Origin of the sequence: Nonomuraea sp. NPDC051191, from assembly GCF_044455665.1 — a bacterium.
Lineage (GTDB): Bacteria > Actinomycetota > Actinomycetes > Streptosporangiales > Streptosporangiaceae > Nonomuraea.
On record NZ_JBITEZ010000001.1, the window covers coordinates 914,004 to 934,143 of the forward strand.

20 protein-coding genes and 1 pseudogene are annotated in these 20,140 nt (G+C 70.1%); 16 read left to right on the forward strand and 5 right to left on the reverse strand.

Features of this window, described 5'->3' with window-relative positions; translation table 11 throughout:
• The first annotated feature begins 27 nt into the window (after positions 1 to 27).
• From ACIA8R_RS04510 to ACIA8R_RS04550, 9 genes are all read left to right on the forward strand, one after another.
• Positions 28 to 1,233, forward strand: a complete 1,206-nt coding sequence (locus ACIA8R_RS04510) for a class I SAM-dependent methyltransferase (protein ID WP_364099409.1) — start codon at positions 28 to 30, stop codon at positions 1,231 to 1,233.
• The gene (locus tag ACIA8R_RS04515) at positions 1,230 to 2,009 is read left to right on the forward strand and encodes a sugar phosphate nucleotidyltransferase (RefSeq protein WP_357692301.1); all 780 of its coding nucleotides are present in this window, start codon (positions 1,230 to 1,232) and stop codon (positions 2,007 to 2,009) included. Before ACIA8R_RS04510 ends, ACIA8R_RS04515 begins: the two co-directional genes overlap by 4 nt.
• Positions 2,006 to 2,653, forward strand: coding sequence for a PIG-L family deacetylase (locus ACIA8R_RS04520; RefSeq protein ID WP_357692299.1), 648 nt, complete (start codon positions 2,006 to 2,008; stop codon positions 2,651 to 2,653). The genes ACIA8R_RS04515 and ACIA8R_RS04520 overlap by 4 nt, the downstream gene beginning before the upstream one ends.
• Entirely contained in the window at positions 2,653 to 3,669 is a 1,017-nt protein-coding gene (locus ACIA8R_RS04525; protein ID WP_357692297.1) for an SDR family oxidoreductase, read from the forward strand. Before ACIA8R_RS04520 ends, ACIA8R_RS04525 begins: the two co-directional genes overlap by 1 nt.
• Positions 3,666 to 4,931 carry a DUF4910 domain-containing protein gene (locus ACIA8R_RS04530; protein WP_364099328.1) on the forward strand — a complete coding sequence of 422 codons (1,266 nt, stop codon included), beginning with the start codon at positions 3,666 to 3,668 and terminating at the stop codon, positions 4,929 to 4,931. Before ACIA8R_RS04525 ends, ACIA8R_RS04530 begins: the two co-directional genes overlap by 4 nt.
• Positions 4,919 to 5,908 carry a hypothetical protein gene (locus ACIA8R_RS04535; protein ID WP_397036498.1) on the forward strand — a complete coding sequence of 330 codons (990 nt, stop codon included), beginning with the start codon at positions 4,919 to 4,921 and terminating at the stop codon, positions 5,906 to 5,908. Before ACIA8R_RS04530 ends, ACIA8R_RS04535 begins: the two co-directional genes overlap by 13 nt.
• Before the next feature lie 11 nt (positions 5,909 to 5,919).
• A complete protein-coding gene (locus ACIA8R_RS04540; RefSeq protein ID WP_397036500.1) occupies positions 5,920 to 7,395 on the forward strand; it encodes an oligosaccharide flippase family protein in 1,476 nt (491 codons plus the stop codon).
• Between the two features lie 15 nt (positions 7,396 to 7,410).
• Complete coding sequence (locus tag ACIA8R_RS04545) at positions 7,411 to 8,289, forward strand: glycosyltransferase family 2 protein (RefSeq protein WP_397036502.1); 879 nt, start codon at positions 7,411 to 7,413, stop codon at positions 8,287 to 8,289.
• Between the two features lie 130 nt (positions 8,290 to 8,419).
• Positions 8,420 to 9,265, forward strand: coding sequence for a hypothetical protein (locus tag ACIA8R_RS04550; RefSeq protein ID WP_364099321.1), 846 nt, complete (start codon positions 8,420 to 8,422; stop codon positions 9,263 to 9,265).
• Here ACIA8R_RS04550 and ACIA8R_RS04555 read toward each other — a convergent pair.
• On the reverse strand, positions 9,258 to 10,385 hold the full coding sequence (locus ACIA8R_RS04555; RefSeq protein WP_397036504.1) for an acyltransferase family protein: 1,128 nt from the start codon (positions 10,383 to 10,385) through the stop codon (positions 9,258 to 9,260). The two genes, ACIA8R_RS04550 and ACIA8R_RS04555, sit on opposite strands and share 8 nt — an antisense overlap.
• Before the next feature lie 143 nt (positions 10,386 to 10,528).
• Here ACIA8R_RS04555 and ACIA8R_RS04560 point away from each other — a divergent pair, with 143 nt between their 5' ends.
• The 3 genes from ACIA8R_RS04560 to ACIA8R_RS04570 are packed head-to-tail and all read left to right on the forward strand — an operon-like array spanning position 10,529 to position 13,514.
• Positions 10,529 to 11,383: a hypothetical protein gene (locus ACIA8R_RS04560; RefSeq protein ID WP_397036506.1), complete on the forward strand. Its 855-nt coding sequence runs from the start codon at positions 10,529 to 10,531 to the stop codon at positions 11,381 to 11,383.
• An 8-nt stretch (positions 11,384 to 11,391) separates the two neighbouring features.
• Positions 11,392 to 12,123, forward strand: a complete 732-nt coding sequence (locus ACIA8R_RS04565; protein WP_397036508.1) for a hypothetical protein — start codon at positions 11,392 to 11,394, stop codon at positions 12,121 to 12,123.
• On the forward strand, positions 12,120 to 13,514 hold the full coding sequence (locus ACIA8R_RS04570; protein ID WP_364099309.1) for an O-antigen ligase family protein: 1,395 nt from the start codon (positions 12,120 to 12,122) through the stop codon (positions 13,512 to 13,514). Before ACIA8R_RS04565 ends, ACIA8R_RS04570 begins: the two co-directional genes overlap by 4 nt.
• On the opposite strand, the gene ACIA8R_RS04575 is transcribed toward ACIA8R_RS04570, so the two are convergent.
• Positions 13,403 to 13,951: a dTDP-4-dehydrorhamnose 3,5-epimerase family protein gene (locus ACIA8R_RS04575; RefSeq protein ID WP_357692277.1), complete on the reverse strand. Its 549-nt coding sequence runs from the start codon at positions 13,949 to 13,951 to the stop codon at positions 13,403 to 13,405. The genes ACIA8R_RS04570 and ACIA8R_RS04575 overlap by 112 nt on opposite strands.
• A 10-nt stretch (positions 13,952 to 13,961) precedes the next feature.
• Positions 13,962 to 14,936, reverse strand: coding sequence for a glycosyltransferase family 2 protein (locus ACIA8R_RS04580; protein ID WP_397036510.1), 975 nt, complete (start codon positions 14,934 to 14,936; stop codon positions 13,962 to 13,964).
• A gap of 54 nt (positions 14,937 to 14,990) precedes the next feature.
• Here ACIA8R_RS04580 and ACIA8R_RS04585 point away from each other — a divergent pair, with 54 nt between their 5' ends.
• The 4 genes and pseudogenes from ACIA8R_RS04585 (at position 14,991) to ACIA8R_RS04600 (ending at position 18,303) form a co-directional block, all read left to right on the forward strand.
• Complete coding sequence (locus ACIA8R_RS04585; RefSeq protein ID WP_357692273.1) at positions 14,991 to 15,806, forward strand: 2OG-Fe(II) oxygenase; 816 nt, start codon at positions 14,991 to 14,993, stop codon at positions 15,804 to 15,806.
• Between the two features lie 17 nt (positions 15,807 to 15,823).
• Positions 15,824 to 16,720 carry a hypothetical protein gene (locus ACIA8R_RS04590; protein WP_397036513.1) on the forward strand — a complete coding sequence of 299 codons (897 nt, stop codon included), beginning with the start codon at positions 15,824 to 15,826 and terminating at the stop codon, positions 16,718 to 16,720.
• 227 nt (positions 16,721 to 16,947) lie between these two features.
• A pseudogene (locus ACIA8R_RS04595) lies at positions 16,948 to 17,238 on the forward strand (PT domain-containing protein); the annotation flags it as partial.
• A 24-nt stretch (positions 17,239 to 17,262) separates the two neighbouring features.
• Positions 17,263 to 18,303 (forward strand): hypothetical protein, encoded by a 1,041-nt coding sequence (locus ACIA8R_RS04600; RefSeq protein ID WP_397036545.1) that lies wholly within the window; start codon positions 17,263 to 17,265, stop codon positions 18,301 to 18,303.
• A 35-nt stretch (positions 18,304 to 18,338) separates the two neighbouring features.
• On the opposite strand, the gene ACIA8R_RS04605 is transcribed toward ACIA8R_RS04600, so the two are convergent.
• Entirely contained in the window at positions 18,339 to 18,995 is a 657-nt protein-coding gene (locus ACIA8R_RS04605) for a hypothetical protein (protein ID WP_364099299.1), read from the reverse strand.
• 64 nt (positions 18,996 to 19,059) lie between these two features.
• Complete coding sequence (locus ACIA8R_RS04610) at positions 19,060 to 19,983, reverse strand: NAD-dependent epimerase/dehydratase family protein (protein ID WP_364099296.1); 924 nt, start codon at positions 19,981 to 19,983, stop codon at positions 19,060 to 19,062.
• Between the last annotated feature and the right edge of the window lie 157 nt (positions 19,984 to 20,140).

Consider the following 20,140-nt stretch of genomic DNA (forward strand, 5'->3'; position numbering starts at 1 on the left):
GTCATTTCTGGGTGGGGCCCTTTGTTGATGACATCGTGCCGGTTGTGCGGCTCGACGGACCTGGTCGGCGTGGTGGATCTCGGGGCGACACCGCCCTGTGAGCTCTTCCTCACGACGGAACAACTCGATCAGCCGGAGCTCACCTATCCTCTTCATCTGCGGGTATGCACGGGCTGCTGGCTGGCCCAGATCCCGCCGTTGATCACGCCGGAAGAGACATTCACCGAATACGCTTACTTTGCGTCATTCTCTGCTTCCTGGGTGGAGCACGCGCGGCGGTTCGTCGACTCCGCGGTGGAACGGTTGAAGCCGTCGTTCGTGGTCGAGGTGGCCAGCAACGACGGCTACCTGCTGCAGCACGTGGTCGAACGCGGCATCCGGTGCCTCGGCATCGAGCCGTCGGCCAACGTGGGCCAGGCGGCCAAGGACAAGGGCGTGCCGACGCTCACGGCGTTCCTGACGCCGGAGACGGGCGCGTCGGTGCGGGCCGGGAACGGTCCCGCCGACCTGGTGGTGGCCAACAACGTCTACGCGCACATCCCCGACGTCATCGGCTTCACCAAGGGGCTGCGTGCCCTGGTGGCCGACGACGGCTGGGTCTCGATCGAGGTCCAGCACCTGCTCACGCTCGTGGAGCTGAACCAGTACGACACGATCTACCACGAGCACTTCCAGTACTACACGGTGGCCTCCGCGCAGCGGGCGCTGGCGAGCGGCGGGCTGACCCTGGTCGACGTCGAGCTGGTGCCCACCCATGGCGGGTCGATCCGGTTGTGGGCGCGCCCCTCGGGGAGCCCGTCGGACCGGGTGCTCGACGTGCTCGCCAGGGAGAAGGCCGCCGGGCTGCACGACCTCTCCGGTTACGCGGGGTTCGCGGAGCGGGTCGCCCGCGTCCGCCGTGACCTGTTGCGATTCCTGATCACCGCCGCCGAGGAGGGCAAGACGGTCGCCGGGTACGGCGCGCCGGGCAAGGGCAACACGCTGCTCAACCACTGTGGGATCAGGCCGGACCTGCTGGCCTACACGGTGGATCGCAATCCGTACAAACACGGCAGGTTCACGCCGGGCACCAGGATCCCGATCGCTCCGCCGGAGCGCATCGCCCAGGACCGCCCGGACTATGTGCTGGTCCTGCCGTGGAACCTGCGCGAAGAGCTCACGGCTCAGCTCTCCTATGTGCACGAATGGGGAGGCCGGCTGGTCTTCCCGATCCCACACCTGGAGGTCGTGTGAAGGTTGTACTGTTCTGCGGAGGATTCGGCACCCGGATGCGGACCGGTGTGCCGGGCGAGGTGCCCAAGCCGATGGCGCTCGTCGGTCCGCGACCGCTGCTCTGGCACGTGATGCGCTACTACGCCCACTTCGGACACAAGGAGTTCATCCTGTGCCTGGGGTACGGCGCCCACCACATCAAGGACTTCTTCCTCCGCTACCAGGAGGCCACGTCCAACGACTTCGTGCTGCGCGACGGCAAGGTCGAGCTGCTGTCGAGCGACATCTCCGACTGGTCCATCTCGTTTGTGCAGACCGGGACGAACTCCCCGATCGGCGAACGGTTACGCCGGGTCCGCAGCCATCTGGGCGATGACGAGATGTTCCTCGCCAACTACGCCGACGTGCTCACCGACGCGCCGCTGCCCGAGATCATCGACCGGTTCACCGGCTCCGGGGCGGCCGCCTCGATGATGGTGGTGCCGCCGTCCCAGACCTTCCACTGCGTGGACGTCGGCGAGAACGGGCTGGTCGCCGGCATCTCACCGGTCAGCGAGATGCCGGTGTGGGTCAACGGCGGCTACTTCGTGCTGACCCAGGAGGTCTTCGAGCACATCCCGGAGAACGGCGACCTGGTCGCCGACGGCTGTGCCGAGCTGGCCAAACGCGGACGCCTGCTGGCCTACCCGCACCGCGGCTACTGGCGGCCCACCGACACCGTCAACCAGCGCATGGAGCTGGACGAGGCGTACTCGCGCGGTGTGCGTCCGTGGGCTCTGTGGGAACGGTCCCGGTGATCGGACTGCGTCCCGGAGGCGTGACCTCCGTCGTGGCGCTCGCCGCGCACTGCGACGACCTGGCGATCGGAGCCGGCGGCAGCCTGCTGACGATCTGCGCCGCCCGTCCCGGCCTGCGCGTGGACGCGCTGGTGCTGTCCGGCGGCGGGACCGAGCGGGAGGAGGAGGAACGCGCCGCGCTGGCCGACTTCTGCCCCGGCGCGGACCTGCGGGTGAGCGTGCTCAAGCTGCCCGACGGCTACCTGCCGGCCCGCTGGGAGGAGGCCAAGGCCGCGGTGGAGGAGCTGCGCGCCCGTACCGAGCCCGGCCTGATCCTCGCGCCCTGGCGCGGCGACGCCCACCAGGACCACCGGGGGCTGGCCGAGCTGGTGCCCACCGCCTTCCGCGACCACCTGACGCTCGGCTACGAGATCGTCAAATGGGACGGCGACCTGGCCGCGCCCGCCCTCTACCAGCCGCTCACCGCGGAGGTGGCCGAGCGCAAGGTGGACCTGCTCCAGCGCCACTACGCCTCCCAGCGGCACCGCCCCTGGTACGACCGAGAGGCGTTCCTGGGGCTGGCCCGCATCCGGGGCATCGAGTGCCACGCGCGGTACGCCGAGGCGTTCCACGTATCCAAGCTGACCGTCGATCTGGAGAACTGATGCGGGTACTTCTCACCGGCCACCAGGGCTACCTGGGCAGCGTGATGGCCCCCGTCCTGGCCGAGGCCGGGCACCAGGTCGTCGGCCTGGACTCCGGCCTGTTCGCCGACTGCGTGCTCGGGCCCGAGCCGGAGCCGGTCGAGGCGCACGCCGTGGACCTGCGCGACGCCGGTCCCGAGCACGTCGCCGGGTTCGACGCGGTGATCCACCTGGCCGCGCTGTCCAACGACCCGCTCGGCGCGCTCGCGCCCGACCTGACCTACGACATCAACCACCACGCCTCCGTACGGCTGGCCAGGCTGGCCAAGGAGGCGGGCGTGCGCCGCTTCCTGTACGCCTCCACCTGCTCGGTCTACGGCGCCTCCGGCGGCGCGGACCTGCTGGACGAGGACGCCCCGCTGCGCCCGGTCACGCCGTACGCCGAGTCGAAGGTGCGGGTCGAGGACGACCTGACCGCGCTGGCCGACGACGACTTCACCCCGGTGTTCCTGCGCAACGCCACCGCCTTCGGGTTCTCGCCCAGGCTGCGCGCCGACATCGTGCTGAACAACCTGGTGGGCCACGCCCACCTGACCGGCGAGGTCCGGGTGCTGTCCGACGGCACGCCCTGGCGTCCGCTGGTGCACGCCAGGGACATCGCCGACGCGTTCGCCGCCGCCCTGACCGCGCCGCGCGAGGCCGTGCACGCCACGGCCTTCAACGTGGGCACCGAGGTCAACAACGTGACCGTGGCCGAGATCGCGGCCGAGGTGGTCGCGGCCGTGCCCGGCTCGACGCTGACCATCACCGGCGAGACGGGCGCCGACCCGCGCTCCTACCGCGTCGACTTCTCCCGGATCAGGTCCGCCCTCGGGTACGAGGCCCGCTGGACGGTCAAGGCGGGCGCCGTCGAGCTCATCGACGCCTACCGCGAGCACGGCCTGACCCGGCACGACTTCGACCGCCGCTTCACCAGGCTGGCCCGGCTCGCCGACCGGCGGGAGTCCGGCACCGTCGACGACACCCTGCGGCCATGACCGGCCCCGAGATGCACGACCTGGTACGGCGGCTCTACCCGCTGTGCCGCAGCATCACCGGCGACGGCCTCCGCCGCACCCTGGAGATCATCGACGGGTCGCTCCCGCTGGAGGTCACCGAGGTGCCGACGGGCACGAAGGTCCTCGACTGGACGATCCCCCGCGAATGGAACATCCGCGACGCCTACCTCCAGGACGCCGCCGGGAACCGCGTCGTCGACTTCCGGCGGAGCAACCTGCACGTCGTGGGCTACAGCGTGCCGGTCGAGGCCACCATGTCGCTGGAGGAGCTGCGCGGGCGCCTGCACACGCTGCCCGGCCAGCCGGACCTGGTCCCGTACCGGACCAGCTACTACGCCGAGACCTGGGGCTTCTGCCTGAGCCAGAACACCCTGGACGGGCTGGCGGACGGCCCGTACGAGGTCAGGATCGACTCCACGCTCGCCGACGGCCACCTGACCTACGGCGAGCACGTGATCCGGGGCCGCAGCTCGGAGGAGGTGCTGATCTCCTGCCACGTCTGCCATCCCTCGCTGGCCAACGACAACCTGGCCGGGGTGGCGGTCGCGGTGGCCTTGGCCCGGAGACTGGTCGACCCCTGGTACACCTACCGGTTCGTCTTCGCGCCCGGCACCATCGGCGCGATCACCTGGCTGGCCCGGAACCGCGAGCGCACCGACCGGATCAGGCACGGCCTCACCCTGGCCTGCGCCGGGGACGCCGGGACGATCACCTACAAGCGCAGCAGGCGCGGCGACGCCGAGATCGACCAGGTCTTCGCGTACGTGCTCAAGGACCGGCCGCACACCCTCCTGGACTTCTCGCCCTACGGCTACGACGAGCGGCAGTACTGCTCGCCGGGGTTCGACCTGCCCGTGGGCTCGCTGACCAGGACGCCCTACGGGAGCTACCCGGAGTACCACACCTCGGCCGACAATCCCGACTTCGTGCGGCCCGAGGCGATGGAGGACACCCTGGAGACGTTGTGGAGCGCCGTACGGGTCCTGGAGGGCAACCGCCGCTACCAGAACCTCAGCCCGTACGGCGAGCCCCAGCTCGGAGCGCGCGGCCTGTACGGCTCGCTGGGCGGCCGCAGTGACACGAAACAGGCCCAGATGGCGATGTTGTGGGTGCTGAACCTCTCGGACGGGCTGCACAGCCTGCTCGACATCGCGGAACGGTCGCACCTGCCGTTCCAGGCATTGGCGGACGCGGCGAACGCCCTGCAGAACGCGGGCCTGCTGAAGGAGTGGGTGGATTGAGTCTGGCGCTGAAAGTCGGCGACGTGGTCGAGGTTCTCAGTGCTGAAGAGATCCTGGCGACCCTTGATGAGCGCGGAGAGCTGGACAGCCTTCCGTTCATGCCGGAGATGCTGCGGTTCTGCGGGCAACGGCTCACCGTCCACAAGGTGGCCAACAAGCTCTGCGACACGATGACCAGGACCGGGATGCGGAAGATGGAGGACGCCGTCCACCTGACCGGATCCCGCTGCGACGGCTCGGCCCATGGCGGCTGCCAGACGGCCTGCCTGCTCTACTGGAAGACCGCCTGGGTCAGGAAGGTCGACGGGCCGCCCACGGCCGGCGAGCGGGTCCGCCCCGAGCGGCCGCTGCTGCCGATCCTGGAGGTCAACACCCGGCGGGAGCCGGCGCCCGACGGCGAGGAGCGCTTCCGCTGCCAGGCGACGGAGCTGCTGCGCGCCGCCCCCGAGCTGCTGCCCTTTCGCGACCTCGGGCAGTACGTCACGGACATACGCGTGGGGAACTCCGGGCTCTGGGCCACCATGCGCGCGCTCTTCTTCGGCCTGTTCAACCGCTACCAGCGGCTGTCCAGGAGGTTCCCCCGCGCCCTCCGCATCAGGAACGGCCTGGCCTGGGGCTTCGTGCAGGCGGGCCCGCACACCGGCGCCACCCCGACGGGCACGATCGACCTCCAGCCGGGCGAGCTGGTGCGGATCAAGTCGAAGGACGAGATCATCGCCACGCTCTCCACGAAGGGCTTCAACCGGGGCCTCGGCTTCGAGGAGGACATGGCGCGCTCGTGCGGCCGGGTGGCCCGGGTGACGGCCCGCGTCGAGCGCTGCATCGAGGAGTCGACCGGCCGGATGCTGGAGATGAAAAGCCCCTGCATCACGCTCGACGACATCATCTGCGAAGGCATGTACAAGTCCAACTGCCCCCGCGCGTTCATCCCGTTCTGGCGGGAGATCTGGCTGGAGCGGATCGGCGAGCCGAGTTAGGAAAGGCGGGCATGGGAGAGCAACCGAGCCCGGACATCAGTGACATCGGACGCAAGGCGGGCCGAGGGGCGGTGTGGAGCCTGCTCGGCACGCTGGTCACGCGTGCGGGCTCGTTCGTCCTCGGCCTGATCCTGGCCAGGCTGCTCTCGCCCGACGACTTCGGCACGTACGCCGTCGCGCTCGCGGCCACGCAGTTCGTCATGGTCGTCAAGGACGTCGGCGTCATGTCGGCCGTCGTGCAGTGGCGGGGGCGGCTGGAGGAGATCGCCCCCACGGCCACGACCCTGACCATGATCTCCGCCCTCGGCCTGTACGGGATCTTCTGGGTCGGGGCGCCGTACTTCTCGGCGCTGGCGGGCAGCGTGGAGGCCACCTCCGTGGTGCGCATCCTCACCGCGGTCATCCTCGTCGAGGCGGTCACGGCGGTGCGCAGCGCGGCCCTGCTGCGCTGGTTCCGCACCGGCAAGAACGCCAAGGCGGTCCTCGCGGGCTTCCTGGTCAACGCGCCGGTGGCCATCGTGCTCGCGGTCAACGGGGCCGGGGCCTACAGCTTCGCCTGGGGCCAGCTCGTCGGGGCGGTCGTCACCGGCGTCTTCATGCTGATCTACGCGCGGCTGCCCTACCGGTTCGGGTTCGACCGGCGGATCGCGGGCCGGCTGCTGAGGTTCGGGATCCCCTCGGCGGCCGGGATCGCCCTGGAGGTCCTGCTGCTCAACGTGGGCTACATCATCGTCGGCAACATCATGGGCGCGGCCTGGCTCGGCTTCTACCTGATGGCCTTCAACGTGTCGAGCTGGGTGCCCGGCATCATCGGCAGCGCCATCCGCATGGTGTCGATCGCCGGCTTCTCGCGGCTGGCCGAGCGGGACCCGGAGTCGCTCTCGCTCGGCGTGCAGAAGAGCCTGCCGCTGCTCATCGCGATGATCCTGCCGCTGGCCGTCTTCATGGCGGTGCTCGCCCACCCTGTGATCATCTTCATCTACGGCCTGGAGTGGGAGCAGTCGGCGGGCGTGCTGCGCTTCCTCGCGGTGCTGATGCTGGTCCGCATGCTCACCGCCTTCGCCCTCGACATCCTGAACGGCCAGGGCGCCACCCGCTCGACCGTCTGGATGAACCTCGGGCACGCGGCGGCGATGATCCCCGCGGTCATCGTCGGCGCGAACCTCGACGGCATCCGCGGCGCCGCGATCGGCCAGGCGGTCGCGGCGGTCCTGGTCGCCCTCCCGCTCGCCATGATCGCCGTGCAGCGGGCCGGCGTACGTCTCGCGCCGGTCCTGCCCGGCCTGGTCCGGCCCGCCCTGGGCGCGCTGCTCTGCGGGGCGGTCATGCTGGGCCTGACGATGCTGACCGAGGGGAGTCCCTTCGTCCAGCTCGTCGTGGCGGGCGGCGCGGGGCTGCTGGCGTACACGCTGGTCGTGGTGACCCGCGACCAGTTCCACCTGCTGAGCGATCGTGTGGTGCGGCTGCTTCCCGCCCGCGCGCGCTGACCTTGAGGAGAAGCGATGCTGGTGTCCATCGGAATGCCGGTCCGCAACGGCGCGGACCACCTGGAGGCGGCCGTCCGGTCGGTGCTCGCCCAGGAACACGCCGAGATCGAGGTGGTGATCTCCGACAACGCCTCCACCGATGACACCGAGGAGCTGTGCCGCCTGCTGGCCAAGGAGGACAGCCGGATCGTCTACCACCGGCAGGAGCGCGACCTGCACGTCGTCGACAACTTCGAGGAGGTGCTGCGGCGCTCGCGCGGCCGGTTCTTCCGCTGGATGGGCGACGACGACCGCCTCGAACCGACCTACGTCTCCCGTGCCCTTGAGCCATTCCGGGACGACGAGCGGCTCATCCTGGTCACCACCGAGGTCACCTACACCTGGCTCGACGGGACCGTGCACGAGCCGCGCTACCTCGGCACCCGCCTGCTGTCCGACGACCCCGTCGACCGCCTGGAGGAGTTGTGCGAGGTGTGGGCCGCCCAGCACCTCAGGCTCGACCCCCTCTACGGCCTGATGCGGCGGGAGCGGGTGGCCGCCGTGCCGCGCCCCCGGATGATCCGCGAGGACGAGGTCTTCGCCGCGCGGCTGGCGCTGACCGCGCCGTGGGGGCACGTGCCCGAGCCGCTCGCCCACCGCCACCTGCGCGAACGCCGGCTGTCGGCGATCGCCTCGATGCTCGGCGTGCCGGCCTGGACCGCGCGGTTCGCCACCACGCTGCAGTTCCGCGCCATCCACGAGGCCCTGGGCGGGATGGAGCTGTCGGCGGAGCAGCGCGGGCGGGCCCGTGCCGTGCTGATGCGGGCGTACTGGCGGCGGCAGCGGAAGATGCTCGCGCACCGCGGCCGCAAGCTGGCCGGGATGGCCACCAGGGCGGTCACCTCGAAAAGGTGATCGCGCGGTCTCCGTGTAACGAAGAAGCGGACCGGGACGAGAGAAAGGAAAAGCACCACGCGAGGGGGAATATCTCGCTATGCCCGTTTTATTAGCCAACAGCCGGATTAATGACGATGTCCGGCGCAAAATGATCTTCCAGGGTGATGTCTTTCTCTACTCCGCGACGCCCGCCTCGACCGAACTGATCGAGTTCGCCCGCGAGCTGATCGAGGAGGCGTTCGACGGCCGCGACCCGCAGACCGCCCAGTACGAGATGCCCGTCGAGGAGTTCGCCGCACTGCTCGCGCAGCTCAAGCCGCGCTTCATCCACCACCCCACCAGCAAGAGGATCCTCGCCGCCCTGCTGGAGGAGCAGGGCATGGCGCTCGACAAGACCTACTTCGACGTGCCGAGGCTGCGCACCTCCACCGCCGACCACTACCTCGACTCCGGGATCTCCTACGCCTACCACGCGCATCGCGACTGCTGGTACTCCGCGCCGTTCTGCCAGGTCAACTGGTGGATCCCGGTCTACGAGGTCGTCCCGGAGAACGTCTTCGCCCTGCACCCGCACTACTTCGACCGCCCCGTACGCAACGGCAGCGGACGCTACGACTACGCGGAATGGACCGCCGTCAGCCGGCCCGCGGCCGCGCAGCACATCCACAGCGACACCCGCGAGCAGCCCAAGCCGGAGGAGGAGCTCGATCTGGGGGCCGAGCTGCGGCTGGTCCCCGAGCCGGGCGGCATGATGCTCTTCTCCGGGGCGCACCTGCACTCCACCGTCGCCAACACCTCCGGCAGGACCCGCTTCAGCATCGACTTCCGCACCGTGCACATCGACGACGTGCGTTCCCGTGCGGCGGCGCCCAACGTGGACGCGACCTGCCAGGGCACCACCCTGCGTGACTTCCACCGAGCCGACGACCTGAGCCGCATCCCGGAAGAGCTCGCCGCGGCCTACGAGGCCGAGGCGCTGGCCAAGCTCACCTGACCCGCGCGCGTACGGCCTCGCGCAAGCCCTTCCAGCTCCGATGCCGCTGGAAGGGCAGCTCGAAGACGGACGCGAACAACCACGCCGCCGCGATACTGGCCGGCACGGCCAGGGCGAGCGTGAGGAGGAACGTGGGCATGCCGGGCGGCGTGCGCGGGGCGACGACAAGCCGGTTGATCATGACGACCAGCGGCGCATGGATCAGGTAGAGGCTGTAGGAGAAGGAGCCGAGGCGCCGGACCGGACGGGTGTCGAGCAGCCGTACGAGCCACACCGGCCGGCCCGAGGCCACGCCCGCCAGCAGCAGTCCGGCGGCCGGGCCGATCGCGAGGTCCACCCAGAAGAAGTTGCCGACCACCCACACCGGCCCGGCGGCCACCACCAGCAGCAGCACCGGCGCGGCGGCCGCGGCGGCGTACCAGTGCCAGGCGGCCCGGCCCGACTCCTCCGGCGTGCGCAGGACTCCCGCGCAGACCGCGCCGATGGCGAAGAGCGCGGCGAACTGCGGGGTCAGCCGCATCAGCAGCTCCACGGCTGGCACCGCGGGCGCCAGCGCCCCCACCGCCACGACGATCAGGGTCACCGCGCCGAGCATCAGCGCCGCGCCCCACCTGCGCAGGACCAGCAGCATCAGCGGGAACACCAGGTAGAGCTGCGCCTCGACGGCGATCGACCACATGGCCCCGTTGGGGCTGGGGGAGCCGAAGACGTCCTGGAGCAGCAGCCCGTAGATGAGGGCCGACTGGCCTGTGGGCGGCTGCTGCCCCGGCTGCGGGATGACCGCCCACGCGATCACGAGGCTGAACAGCAGCGCCGCCCAGTACGGCGGCAGAATGCGCCAGGCCCGCCGCTGGAAGAACGTCCGGATGCTGCCGAGCCGCCACCCGGACCTGGCGGGCGAGACCGCCAGCGAGAACCCGGACAGGACGATGAACACCACGACCGCGAAATGGCCGTAGAGCAGCCATTTCGTCCAGCCGGGCGAATCGTTGACGGGAAACCCCGGCCACGTCAGCAACCAGCAGTGGTGCAGCACCACGAACAGGGCCGCCAGGCCGCGTAATCCGTCGAGCCCGGCCAGCCGGCCCCGCGTCGCCGGACGCTCCACTGTCAGCCCCAAGGGAACCCCCGTCGCCGTAGTCGGTAGGTCTATCGGTCGGGCGCGGCGGGATGTAACCGGTCCGGAGCGATGTAACGTCTTCCTGCTTTTCGGCGATGGCCGTCTATAGGGCAAGCGTCGCCGATGCGGGGGAACGTACCAAAATGGAGTTCTGGAAGGCGATCCTTGGTCTTCTCCGGCGAATTCACATAGGTCCACCGCTCATCCTGCTCTCCGTCCTGGTGGGCGGCGTCGTCCATCTCGTCATCCCGGCCCAGTACACGGCCGACGTCTCGCTCGTGCTCGCCACCCCCGTCAACGGCGGCACGGTCTCCAACGACAAGGCCAAGCAGGGGCTGACCAACCCCTTCCTCAACTTCAACGACGCCCTGAAGACCGGAGCCAGCATCGTCATCCTGGCGATGAACACCCAGGACGTCTGGACGCAGCTCGGCGCCCCCAAGGACGGCCCGACCGAGATCACGATCGACGACGGGCGCACCAACCCGAACGTCCTGGACATCAACGGCCCCTACATCTATGTCAGGGTCAACAGCGACTCGGCGGAGAAGGCGACGGCCGTGCTCATGGCGGCCCGTGAGCGTGTGGCGGCCGAGCTGTTCAAGTGGCAGAAGGCGCTCGGCGCGCCGGCGAACACGTTCATCACCTCGACCGACATCGTGCCGCCCGCCAAGCCCGAGGCCGACAGCAGCCTCAGCTGGCAGGGCGCGATCGGCGCCGCCCTGCTGTGCCTGTTCCTGGGCCTCGGCATCGCCTACGGCGTGCTGACCAAACGGGCGCCCGCCCCCGAGAAGCGGCCGGACGCCGAGGCCCCGGCCCGCGAACCGCTCGCCGCACCGACGCCGCCCCCACCTCTGGCCCCACCTCTGGCCCCGGCCCCGACTTCGGCGCTCGACGAGGACAGCTCCGCCACGATGGAGTTCCCCGTCTACCGGGGAGAGCCCCTCTCGCGCGTGCCCGGGCCCAGGAAGGCGAACCAGGACGACGGCGAGGGATGAGGCCCGGCATGGACTTCTGGGCGACGGTGACGGTCCTGTTCAGACGCTGGTACGTGACCGTGCCCGCGTTCCTGCTCACGATCGCGGGCACCTTCGGCGTGTACGCCGTGGCGCCCAAGACGTTCATCTCCACCTCGGCGCTCGTCCTCACCCTGCCGGTCACCGGCGGCAGCGTGCCGAGCGACCCGGCGTTCCCCAACCCGCGCACCAACCCCCTGGTCTCCTTCGACCAGGGGCTGAGCATGACCTCCTCCATCCTCATCCAGGCGCTGAACACCCCCGAGACGGGTGCCGCGGTCGGCGCGCCGCCCGGCGGCGCCGTCACGCTCAAGATCACCAGTGGTGGCACCAACCCCGAGCTGATGCCGGCGACGCCCTTCATCGTCGTCGTCTGCGAGGCGCCGACCGCCGAGCTGGCCCACGGCATCGTCACGAAGGTGACGGCGCTGGCCCAGAAGGAGCTGCGGGCCCGGCAGATCAAGGTCAACGCGCCGCCCACCACGTACGTCACCGCCACGGTCGTGGTGCCGCCGACGCAGGCCGACGAGAAGAAGGGCAGCCGGATGCGCAGCGCGGTGGTCGCCGGGGCGCTGGCGTTCTTCATGAGCCTGTTCGCCGCGTTCATGACGGAGAGCTTCGTCCGGCACCGCCGTGCCCGCCGGTCCGGCCCGGCCACGCCCCCGCGCGTCGAGGCCGCCGCGGCCAACGGCACCCGCTCGCTGGCCGGACGTGAAGGATGACCCCGATCCTCATGCCGAGGCGCGCCGACGGCGCCACGATGATCGGCATCTTCGTCCTGGTGCTGCTGGTCCTCCCGGCCCGGCTGGTGGTGGCCGGCCTCCCGCTGTCGCTCACCCCCGCCGAGATCGTGGCCCTGACGCTGGGCCTGGTGTGGGTGTGCGCCCAGATGATCAGTACGACGGGCGCCGCCAAGGGAGCCAACCCCGCCCGTACCGCGATCTTCGTCTACGGCGCGCTCCTGCTGGCCGTCTACGGGTACACGACCTCGGTCTACCTGCCCTCCGACGAGCTCAACCTCGCCGACCACACGCTCGTGCTCTACCTCGGCTACGTGAGCCTGGTCCTGGTGATGTGCGACGGGCTGGGCAGCCGAGAGCGGCTCGACTTCGTGCTCAAGGCCGTCGTGGTCGGCGGCACCTTCTCGGCGGTCGTCGCCCTGCTGCAGTTCAGGCTCGACCTCGACATCACCCAGTACATGCAGTTCCCGGGCCTGCGCCACTCGTCCACGGAGGAGGTGCCGACCGTGATCTCCCGGTCGGACCTGCGCCGGGTCGCCGGGACGCTCGGGCACCCGATCGAGTTCGGCGCGGTGTCGGCGATGGTGCTGCCTATCGCCGCGCACCTCGGCTTCCAGGCGCGCAGCCGCGGTCAGGCCGCGACCCGCTGGTGGATCTGCGCCGCCGTCATCGGGGCCGGCCTGATGTTCTCGGTGTCCAGGACGGCCGTGCTCGGTCTGGCGGGCGCGAGCATCATCCTCCTGCTCGGCTGGTCGAACCGGCGCAGGCTCATCGCGGCCGGCGCGTTCGTCGTGTTCCTCGGGTTCATGAAGGTGCTGGTGCCCGGCCTGCTCGGAACGTTCTACAACCTGTTCGCCGGGGCGGGCGAGGACAGCAGCATCATCTACCGCACGCACGACTACCCGTTCGCGATGCGGGAGTTCGGCAGGAGCCCGATCTTCGGCCGCGGGCCGGGCACCTGGTACCCGTTCAAGCACCAGGTGTTCGACAACCAGTACCTGCTGTCGCTGGTCGAGACCGGGCTGATCGGCGTGGTCGGCTTCGTCGGCGTGATCGTGGCCGGGATGTCCGTCGCCTTGTGGGCGCGCCGGCTCAGCACCGACCCGAACGTGCGCAACCTCGGGCTGACCATCGCCGCCTGCCTGGTGATCCCGCTGCTCGGCGCGGCCACGTTCGACATGTTGTCCTTCCCCGGCATCACCAGCCTGATGTTCCTGCTGATCGGCGCCGCCGGGGCGATGTTGCGCCTGGAACGCGCCGATCAGGCGGCCAGGACGCTCCTCAGCTCCTTCCACGACCCCGCCGAACGGTCGCGCTCGCTGATCGCGCTGACCGGCAGGGGCCAGGGCAGCGCGAGGTCGGGGTCGTCGTAGCGGACGGCCAGGTCCTCGGCCGGGTCGTGCTCCCTGTCGATGCGGTAGCAGACGTCGGCGTGCTCGGTCAGCGCCTGGTAGCCGTGCAGGATGCCCGGCGGCACGTACAGGTGCGCGAACGTCACGTCGTCGAGCCGGACGGTGACGTGCGAGCCGAACGTCGGCGACCCAGGACGCGCGTCCACCAGGACGTCGAGCACCGCGCCGTGGGCGGCCCGCACCAGCTTGGCCTCCCCGCGGCCGGACCGGCCGTGCATCCCCCTGATCGTGCCGAGCCGCGAGCGGGACTGGCTGTCCTGGACGAACGCGGTGTGGTCCAGCCCGTGCGCGGCGGCGATCGCGGCGTCGAAGGTCCTGGTGAACAAGCCCCGGTCGTCGTGGCTCGGCGTCGGCACGAACAGCAGCACGCCGTCGAGGTCCAGCCGCTCGACTCTCATGGTGTTCCTCTCATCCGGGTAGGGCCCGCATCCGGCGGGAGGGTCTGAGCAGGGCCACGACGGAGGCCCGCGCCGTACGCCGGCCCGCCGCCGCCCGCATCGCCTCGCCGAGCAGCACGGCGAGGTAGAAGCCCGCGGTCGCGATCCGGCCGCGGCGCAGCCTGAACAGCCGCACGCGGTTGACCGTGAGCAGCGCGGCCAGCATCGGACTGATCTTCGCCTCGCCGCCGATGTGCTCGACCAGGGCGGCGGGCTCGTACCAGAGGGTCCAGCCCGCGTCCGCGGCGCGCAGGGCGTACTCGGTCTCCTCGCTGTACAGCAGGAAGGACTCGTCCCAGGGGCCGACCTCGGCGAGCGTCGCCACCGACAGGAGCATGGCGGCCCCGGTGGCCCAGTCCGCCGGGCCGGGCCGTTCGTAGCGGTCCGGGTCGGCGACCATCTCGCCCAGCGTGCCGATGCGGCCCGCGAGCCGCCCGCCGAGCAACGACTCGGCCAGCGCCCGGCGGACGGCGGGCGTGCGCCGCAGCGAGTGGTGCAGCACGCCCTCGGTGCTGACCAGCCGGGGAACGGCGATGCCGGTGCCCGGACGGCCGAGCGCGGCCGCGAGCACGGCCAGCGAACCAGGACGAAGGCGGCAGTCGGGGTTCATCACGAAGACCGCGTCGAGCTCGTCGAGGTCGAGCGCCGCGATGCCGGCGTTGATCGCCGCCGCGTAACCGGCGTTCCTGCCCACCTGCAACGGCCTGACCGGCAGGCCGGCGGCCTGCTCGGCGAGGCGGAGCGAGTCGTCCTTGGAGGCGTTGTCCGCCACGACGACGTCGGTGAGGAGCACCCCTTCGGCGCCCTCCCGCAGGGAGGCCAGGCATCCGCCGAGGACCGGCGCGCTGTTGTAGGTCACGATCACGATCGCGAGACGGGGAGGGCCGGACGTCACATGTCGCCCATCGCGCCCCAGGAATGGATCGTTACAGGTAACAGATGGCACCGGTGAGGCGATATGGGGATAGCGGCCGGTGTCGTAGAGACGGAGAGAGACTCCATGCAGAACCTGCAGGCTTTCACCTTTCGCCGGGACGAGCTCTTTCCACTGGCGGACAAGTACTCCGAGCGGTTCCGCACGGCCTCGCCCTTCCGCCACGTGGTCATCGACGACTTCCTCCCGCCGGACGTGCTGGAGCCCGTGCTCGACGAGTTCCCGGAGCCGCGCGACGCCACCTGGGAGCGGTTCGACAGCGCGCGCGAGGTGAAGCTGGCGCTGGCCGACACCGAGCGCATGGGGCCGGCCACCCGGCACCTCCTGGCGGAGTTCAACTCCGGGGTGTTCATGGAGTTCCTGGAGCGGCTGACCGGCATCGGGCAACTCGTCTCCGACCCGCACTTCGAGGGCGGCGGCCTGCACCAGATCCGGCCGGGCGGCTTCCTCAAGGTGCACGCCGACTTCAACAAGAGCCGCAAGCTCAACCTGGACCGCCGGCTCAACGGCCTGCTGTACCTGAACAAGGACTGGGAGGAGAGCTACGGCGGCCACCTGCAGCTGTGGAACAAGGACATGACGGCGTGCGAGTCGAAGGTGCTGCCGGTCTTCAACCGGTTCGTCCTGTTCGCCACGACCGATGACGCCAACCACGGCCACCCCGACCCGCTCACCTGCCCGCCCGACCGCGCGCGGCGCTCGATGGCGCTCTACTACTACTCGAACGGCAGGCCGGCGGACGAGGTCACCGACGACCACACCACGCTGTTCAAGCAGCGGCCCGGCGAGGCGTGGAAGAGCAACCTGCGCCAGGTCGCCAAGCGCTGGACGCCGCCCGCGCTGGCCGACCTCGTCGGCGGCCGGAAGTCCAAGGGCGAGTGAGGCCGTACGCCGGAGGGTTGTGCCTTGGCCTGGTCCTGGCGGTCGTGCTGCTGAGCGCGTGCCAGAGCTCCGGGAGGGAGCCGCTCGGCTCCCGCTCACCCGCCACGCCGTCCGCGTCCGTCTCCGCCACGCCGTCGCGGGCGTCCGGGCGGGTCTGGCCGGGCCCGGACAACACGGGCGTGCCCGACGGCGTACGCCTGCGCCCGTCGGACTCCCTGGTGGTGAGCGAGAAGGGCGCGGTCATCGACGGTCTGGACGTGACCGGCTACATCACGGTCGAGGCCGACGACGTGACCATCCGCAACACGCGGGTGCGCGGGCAGCAGGACTGGTGGGGGATCCTCCAGCGTGAGGGGCGTACCGGGCTGACGGTCGAGGACAGCGAGATCTTCGGCAACGGCAAGGTGCGCACCCAGTTCGGCATCCTCAACCAGGGCAAGCTGATCACCGTCCGCCGGGTGGACGTCCACACGATCTCCAACGGCATCCTGACCCAGCAGGGCCTGGTCGAGGACTCGTACGTGCACGACCCGAAGTACTACGCGGGCGACCACACCGACATGATCATGTCCACCGGGCCGCCCGCCCCCGGCACCGAGCTGGTCATCCGGGGCAACACCGTGATCAACACGCTGGACCAGACCGGCGCGATCGCCCTGTTCCAGGACTTCGGCGTGAGCCGCGACGTCACCGTGCAGGGGAACCTGCTGGCCGGCGGCGGCTGGTCGTTGTACGCCGGGGCGGGGGCGAAGGGCAGGTCGTCCAACATCAAGGTGATCGGCAACGTCTTCAGCCGCCGCGTCTGGCCCAAGGGGGGATTCGCGGGCCCGGTCTCATATTGGGATAAGAACGGGTCCGGAAATCGATGGGACGGGAACACCTGGGAGAACGGCGGGACGGTGCCGCCGGGATGACGACCTTTTGTCGGATTCAATATGACAGATGAAAAAGCTGTGATTATTGTGAATTAAGAGGAAAGCGGCGTCCTTTTCGGTAAAAAGCCTCACTCCTGCTTCCGGCATGGCTACTCTCTCCCCTTGGGGGACTCGGACCTGGCCTAGATCGGAAGGAGTCACCTGTGTCAAGGCATCGAAGAGGGAAGAGACGCGCGGGGTGGTTATCCCTGGCCGGCGTTTCCGTGGTGGCGCTGCTGGCCGGCGGGTACGGCATCATCGCCACCGACGTACTGGAGCCCCGGGCGGTCCTGACGGACGCCGGCGGGGCGCAGGCCGCGGCAGGGCCGCACGCCGCCGCCGGCCAGAAGCCCAGATCGCGTCCCACTACCCAGAAGCCCCGGCCCAGGAAGACCCGGAGCCAGGAACCGCAGTGGTGGCCCAGGCGGCCCACGAGGAAGCCGACCGCGCGCCCCACCCGCCGCCCGACCCACCGGCCCACCCATTGGCCCACTCGCTGGCCGACACACCGGCCGACCGGGAAGCCCACGGTGAGCCCGCCCGTGACGCCCACAGTGGACCCGCCCGGCACCCCGACGCCGACGCCGACGCGCACCCCGACCACCACGAGCACCCCGACCACCACGAGCACACCGACGCCCACCCCGAAGCCGACCCCCACGCGGACAGCCACCCGGACGCCCAGCCCCACGCCCAGCCAGACCCCCACGGCGACCCCCACCAAGTCACCGACGGCCACCCCCACCAGCACACCCACGGCGACGCCCACCAGCACGCCCACCAAGACGCCCCCCTCCAGCCCGCCCCCGTCCCGGGACTGGCCGGGAGAGGGCAACACCGGCGTCCCCGACGGCACGAACCTGGTCAAGAAGACCGGCTCGATCGTCATCAAGGAGGACGGCAAGGTCATCGACGGCTGGGACGTCACCGGCGACATCACCGTCGAGGCCGACAACGTCACCATCCGCAACACCCGCGTCCGCGGCCAGAGCGACTACTGGGGCATCCTCCAGCGCGAGGGCTTCTCCGGCCTGAAGGTCGAGGACAGCGAGATCTTCGGCAACGGCAAGGTGCGCACCCAGTTCGGCATCCTCAACCAGGGCAAGCTGATCACCGTCCGCCGGGTGGACATCCACACGATCTCCAACGGCATCCACACCGACCAGGGCCTGATCGAGGACTCGTACGTGCACGACCCCAAGTACTACTCCACCGACCACACCGACATGATCATGTCGACCGGCACCGCGCTCCCCGGCACCGAGCTGATCATCCGCCACAACACGGTCATCAACACGCTCGACCAGACCGGCGCGATCGCCCTGTTCCAGGACTTCGGCGTGACCCGCAACGTCACCGTGCAGGGCAACCTGCTGGCCGGCGGCGGCTGGACGCTCTACGCGGGCGCCGGTCGCAAGGGCCTGTCCTCGAACATCAAGGTCGTCGACAACGTCTTCAGCCGCAAGGTGTGGCCCAAGGGCGGCTACTCGGGCGCGGTGGCGTACTGGGATCCCGAGGGGCCGGGCAACGTCTGGCGCGGCAACACCTGGGAGAGCGGCGGCGCGAGCGTGCTGGCCGACTGACGTCGCAGGCCCTCAGGACCCCTGTGAAGCACGTGCTAGGCCCGGATCGCGATGACCGACTTCACCAGCCCGCCCAGCCGCTCGAAGTGGATCTGGGACTTCGGGAAGTAGTGCCGCATCTCGGTCACGCTGAGCAGCTCGACCTCCATGGCGATCATGCGCGCGGCGTCCCGGTCGGAGGTCGGCGTGTGCACGAGCGGCCAGCGGCGCAGGATCGTCGTACGGGCGGCGAGGGGCAGGAACTGGAACCCGGGGAACAGGAAGTGCGGTTCGACCGGGAAGTACCGGTACGGCGTCTGCACCCAGTGCCGCTCGGCCATCTCGTGCACGGTGTCGGCGAACCGCTGCCGGCGCTGGTGGCCGCCGACGTGCTCGATGACGGCGTTGGAGAAGACCAGGTCGTAACGGCTGGAGCGGATCGAGGACGGGAGGTCGCAGGCGTCGGCGACGTCGGCCCGCAGCCACGACGGCAGGTCGGCGGGCGGCTGTTCCAGGTTGACGATGTGCGCGTGCGCCGGCTTGACCGGCGCCCGCATCCAGGCCCCGGCCGTGCCGCCGAGGTCGAGGACGCTCATCTGGTCGAGGTCCGGGAACCGGTCGGCGAACCAGCGCCACCGCCGTGCTCGTGCCTTGGCTCCCAGGGAGTCAGGAGCGTCCACAAAACGACTGCGCAGCGCATTCAGACGGCTCATGCAGGGGCTCCTCGGCTCCGGCCGGATCAGTAACCCCTATGCTCGCAGAATTCCGCCTGATCGGCTAAGAGTGCGATTCTTCGTGACATTCTTGCGACGCATACCAATTAACGGTCCGGCGCAGCCCTTCGTCCAAATCCGTGGCAGGTCGCCAGCCGAGCCGGTCCGCCGCCGGTGCAATGTCGCCGACCTGCGTGATGTCATGCGGGCGATCGGGGGCGGAACCGAATTCGGGTCGCGTGGGCGCGCCGGCGATCCGGTAAAGCCGTTCGACGATCTCGTGGGCCGGGGTTTTCAGGCCCGTCCCGATATCGAGCGTGTGACCGACCGCTTTATCCGACGTGCCCGCCAGGACGAACGCGTCGACGACGTCGTCCACGTAGATCCAGTCGGCGAGCTTGGCCCCCCTGGTGAGCCGGGGACGCTCGCCGCGCAGGAGACAGAGCGTCACGTACGGCACGAGCTTGGTGGTGTCGGGCTGGGCCGGGCCGTAGACCATGCTGGGACGCAGCACGGTGACGGGCAGGTCCCAGAGCCGGTGGTAGAGCTGCGCGTAGCCGGTGGCGGCCCACTTGGACATCGCGTACGCCGACGACGGCGGCGCGTGGTCGTTGCCCGGCCGCGGCTCCTCGATCGAGCCGGTGAACACGGTCCGGACGCCGTGCTCGCGGGCGGCCGACAACACGTTGACCGCGCCCACGACGTTGCTCTCCAGCGTGGCCCGGACGACCTCGTCGCCGCGTGACCCGGTGACCTCGCCGGCGAGGTGGAACAGCAGGTTCGGGCGTACCGACCGGAAGAGCCGCGAGGTGTCGCCGGCGTCGTCGAGCCGAACCTGGTGCCAGATCTCGCCGTGGCGGGCCCGCTGCGGCCGCCGGCTGATCGCATGCACCTGCGCGCCGAGCGAGCGTAAGCGTCTGACCAGGTGCGATCCGATGAACCCGGCCGCACCCGTCACCAGCACCACGGCCTCGGGCCAATACGACATCGTGGATTGACCTCCGTGGAAGATGGAGCCGTTCGGGCCGACGGCTCCATCTAATACACGAACTAGTGGGCCGTCACGCAACCTTGGCCGGGTAACTGGTCCAGCTTCTGATCGGCGAACTGGCGGCGAAGTTCGTCTTGGGCTGGGCTCGGGCGTT